The organism is Serratia sp. CoH_122_TC_1, assembly GCF_058191755.1.
Genome location: NZ_JBXWLA010000044.1, coordinates 1 through 3721, shown reverse-complemented (window position 1 = coordinate 3721; position 3721 = coordinate 1). Strand labels below are relative to the sequence as shown.

4 protein-coding genes are annotated in these 3721 nt (G+C 47.1%); 2 read left to right on the top strand and 2 right to left on the bottom strand.

All coding sequences use genetic code 11. The features are described from left to right. The first annotated feature begins 833 nt into the window (after nucleotides 1-833). A complete protein-coding gene (locus AC2FC2_RS26750) occupies nucleotides 834-1190 on the top strand; it encodes an entry exclusion protein 1 (protein ID WP_490660185.1) in 357 nt (118 codons plus the stop codon). Nucleotides 1191-1548: 358 nt separating this feature from the next. On the opposite strand, the gene AC2FC2_RS26745 is transcribed toward AC2FC2_RS26750, so the two are convergent. Both AC2FC2_RS26745 and AC2FC2_RS26740 read right to left on the bottom strand, forming a co-directional pair. Next, nucleotides 1549-1848: a DUF3892 domain-containing protein gene (locus tag AC2FC2_RS26745; RefSeq protein ID WP_262033710.1), complete on the bottom strand. Its 300-nt coding sequence runs from the start codon at nucleotides 1846-1848 to the stop codon at nucleotides 1549-1551. Nucleotides 1849-1983: 135 nt separating this feature from the next. Then, nucleotides 1984-2562, bottom strand: coding sequence for a helix-turn-helix domain-containing protein (locus AC2FC2_RS26740; RefSeq protein WP_490660184.1), 579 nt, complete (start codon nucleotides 2560-2562; stop codon nucleotides 1984-1986). A 395-nt stretch (nucleotides 2563-2957) separates the two neighbouring features. Between AC2FC2_RS26740 and AC2FC2_RS26735 the strand changes: the two genes are divergently transcribed. Next, nucleotides 2958-3407: a hypothetical protein gene (locus tag AC2FC2_RS26735; protein ID WP_490660183.1), complete on the top strand. Its 450-nt coding sequence runs from the start codon at nucleotides 2958-2960 to the stop codon at nucleotides 3405-3407. Nucleotides 3408-3721: the final 314 nt, after the last annotated feature.

Genomic DNA, 3721 nt, shown 5'->3' with positions numbered 1-3721 from the left:
ACTCAGGGCCCCACTTCAAGAGTTCTTGTTAAGCTTCGCTCTGCAAACCTGTTACCAGTGGCTACCGCCAGTGGCGATTTTTCGTGCCTGTCAGGGTTGGACTCAAGAGTGTGTTACCTGACATGGCGCGGTAGTTGGACTAAACGGGGAGTTCGTGCAGATAGTCCAGCTTGGAGCGAACCACCTACAAGGAACCCAGTTGCACGGGAAGGAATGAGAAAACGCCACCTTACGGCGGTCTGCAACGGGTAAACCTCAGGGTGGGAACAGGAGAGCGCACGAGGGAGCGACTCATCGGAAACGGTGGGGATCTTTAAGTCCTGTCAGGTTTCGCCGCTTCTGATTTGAGCACCGGAAATCCATCGATTTTTGTGAAGCTCATCAGGAGGGCGGAGCCTATGGAAAAACGGCACTGTGTGCCGCGGCCTCTTCCCTGTCTTTCGTCTCTCTGCCATCTTCCCGTTTGTCTTCTTATCCCCACCGCTCGCCGCAGTGTTGACTAGCGCAGTCTGTCAACGCGAGGAAGCGGAAGTGCATCTATGGTGGTTTATCGCACGGTCACTTTAGTGCTTTTGTTGACGATGCAAGATAGGCACTGTGTTCCCGTTTGACGTCATTACATGGCTGCTCGGTTACTCCGTTGCCTACGGCTCTTAAGCGGGACCAGATGTGTTTTGTAGCACCGCCAAAGGCGATGACCACAAAACGGTGTTGGTGGACAGGAAATGTGTTGTCATTACCGTCGGTGTCCCTGGCGATGACAACACGTTGGTCAGGGCGTGGCCCCGACACCCGAAATTGCTTTTATACTTGTGCCAAAAAAGGAGGTATTTATGGCATGGCACAGTGTGGCTCAGGCGCAGGCATTGACCGGAAAAAGTCGGCGAACGTTGTATCGAGATATGGCGGCAGGCCGCTTGTCTTGGCGCGGTAATGCCGCTGGTCGGCGCGAGTTAGAGACATCTGAATTGCTGCGCGTGTATGGCGAATTGCAGCCTGCTGACACAACTACACGGCACACCGTGTCACAGCCTGTTGGCACTGGTGATCAGGAAGTCTTGATTGATGAGATACGGGCATTAAGGCAGGAGATCGCCGATCTGAAAGCCACCGTCTTGCGTCTGGAGTACCACCCGGTAAGGGCTGAACCGACGATCGTCAGGCGGTGGTGGCAACGCTGGCGCCGCTGATCATCACTGCCGCGCCGCCGGCTTGGCCAACGCTTCACGGCCGTGCAATCAATTGCCCGCCCGTTCACCGTTTTCAGACGAGCAGAACGGTAAAAATCAGCCGTTCGTCAAAGATCCCACCCAAAAGCCACTTCGTCAGGTTGAACTGCATAACCATTCATGCCGTTAAACGGCCTGTACGCCATTTAGCGTGGATTTTGGCGGGGGATTGAGGTGGTTTTATGGCTTAGGCCTCAGAATCGCGCTGATGGCGTCTGCGGCGGTGCGGGAAACGGATGTTATGGTAAATCTTGGCGGCTGGGTGATACAAAAAAGCCGCTCAAATTGGCGGCTTTAATTTTTCTAGCTGTGTGAATCATTAAAATTTTGGCAAATTGCCCAGATTGTCACGTTTAGTTTTATTTGGGTCTGTAGTGATGTAACCGTCGGCCATGACTTCGACTTTGGCTCCGATAGTCCATTTTTTAGCTGAGCTATCCCAAGTCACGGTCTTGAAGGTGACTTTTCCGGTACTAATGAGTTCACCAACGAACTTTCTTGAGTTTGTTGAACCTGTAGTATCAAGTGAAGTATCGCTAGTTTTTTTATGGGTTTTTACCCATTCGATGTGCTGTCCTGTGTTGTCCATACGAATAGCCGAAATATAAAAATCTGCCATTATTCATGATCTCCAGAGTACGGCTGCACCATGTAGCCGTACTCTGGAGATGGGTTTATTTATGTTTATTTTCAAGGGGGAAAGTGAAAAATCATCGCCGGATTTATTTGATCTCCGACCTGTGTAACTTGAGTATTATGGTAAATCGAGGTGTTTCCTTCCACGGCATTGTCTACACCAGCTTTGGGTCCTCTCTCTTCCGTTTGCATCCGTCCTGAAACCAAATTCTTTCGCTATCTCATCTCTTGATATTGCAGTTTTACCGCATACAGGACATGAGTGTTTTTCTGTCGGGGTTTTAAGGGTAGGGATCTGAAGGTTAATCAATTTAAGCATCAAAGGGGTAAGGTCATAAATGTTTGTCATCCCTTTGTCGTTCTTACCCGTTGAGCGAACTTTTATTCTCAATATGTCTTGCTCAACTAGCTTACCGAGTGTTCTTTGTATTGTTCGCCTGTCTTGACTCATTCGTTCTGAGAGAAGCTTAATTGAGGGGAAAACTCTCGCTTCAGCATTGTGTATGAATGATACAAGGTGAATAACAAGAACAAGCTCTGTATTGCTCATTCTGAGCTTTGCTTGGTTTTTAAGAAGCTCATTAGGAATGGATGTCCAGCCTGAACCCAAGATACTTCTTCCCCAGATGGCGAGGATCTTTTCAGGGATCTCAAATGGACTATCCCCTGCTTTTTTGAGCTCAATTTCTGATTTCAAATTTATACCCCAATCATAATAACAATACCTATGTATATAGGTATTGTTATTATGATTTATTATTAGGGCGGCATCAATGCCGCCCTTGAGTGGAGGTAAAAAACCTAAATCTATAGCGTTGCACGCCCCCCTCTCTTACCATCATATTTACAGGTTTAGACCTGAACCCCTTCACAAAAACATAGGACTTACATGTTGGCGAACGTACGATTTGGTAAAAACAGCTGCGATTCAGAACGTCGTAAGCAGTACAAATCTCGTGCTGACGATGTGCTGCTCTCACGCTCATATAAAAACCAGACCTCAGCGGGTTTGAAATGTAATTCTCCGCAGTCTGATCAGTCTATCTTTGATATGCTATCTACTTGCTTTGAAAAGTAAGTGGAAAGTGCTTGATGACGATAAAATTCAATAAGTTTGAACTTCATTCAGCTTTCCAGTTTGGTCAGCTAAGTGAACAGTATTTCGTTGACCTACCCAACCTCAAGCCAGACCAACTGACGGCGCTTACTATTTTCTTGGGTAAAATTACGCGAGAAGAGCCTCTTCCCGGCAAGAATAAGCCTTCATGGTTGCGAGATGAAGAGACAAAAATCCCAGACACTGATGCCTATGAGGACGGAAACTATTGGCATTATCACTGCGGGCCTTATGGCGACTCTGTCCAGGTTCGATCTATGACTTTCAACTTGGGTTTCAATGCTAGGGGATTAACTTCTAAAGAAGTAATTCATTACCAAAAACTGGACGATGGAACGGTTTTAGTTGTAGGTTTTTCTCCTGAACATGATCCCTTCCCGCGATCTGATGATCCTCACCATAATCCTTTATTTTCCTCAGACTAAACTACACACCGACTACACCAATATAACAGCATATAAAATGTTGCTAATTCGGCGTTGAGTTTTTCAAGGATGTATTGAGATTTAGTGCTACGAGTTGTAGTCTCTTGTGCAGAAACGAAAAAACCACCCTGTAAGGTGGTTTTTTCGAAGGTTAAAGAATCCTGGCAGATTCCTTAACCGTGGTAACTGGCTTTTGCAGAGCGCAGATACCAAATACTGTCCTTCCAGTGTAGCCTCACTCAGGGCCCCACTTCAAGAGTTCTTGTTAAGCTTCGCTCTGCAAACCTGTTACCAGTGGCTACCGCCAGTGGCGA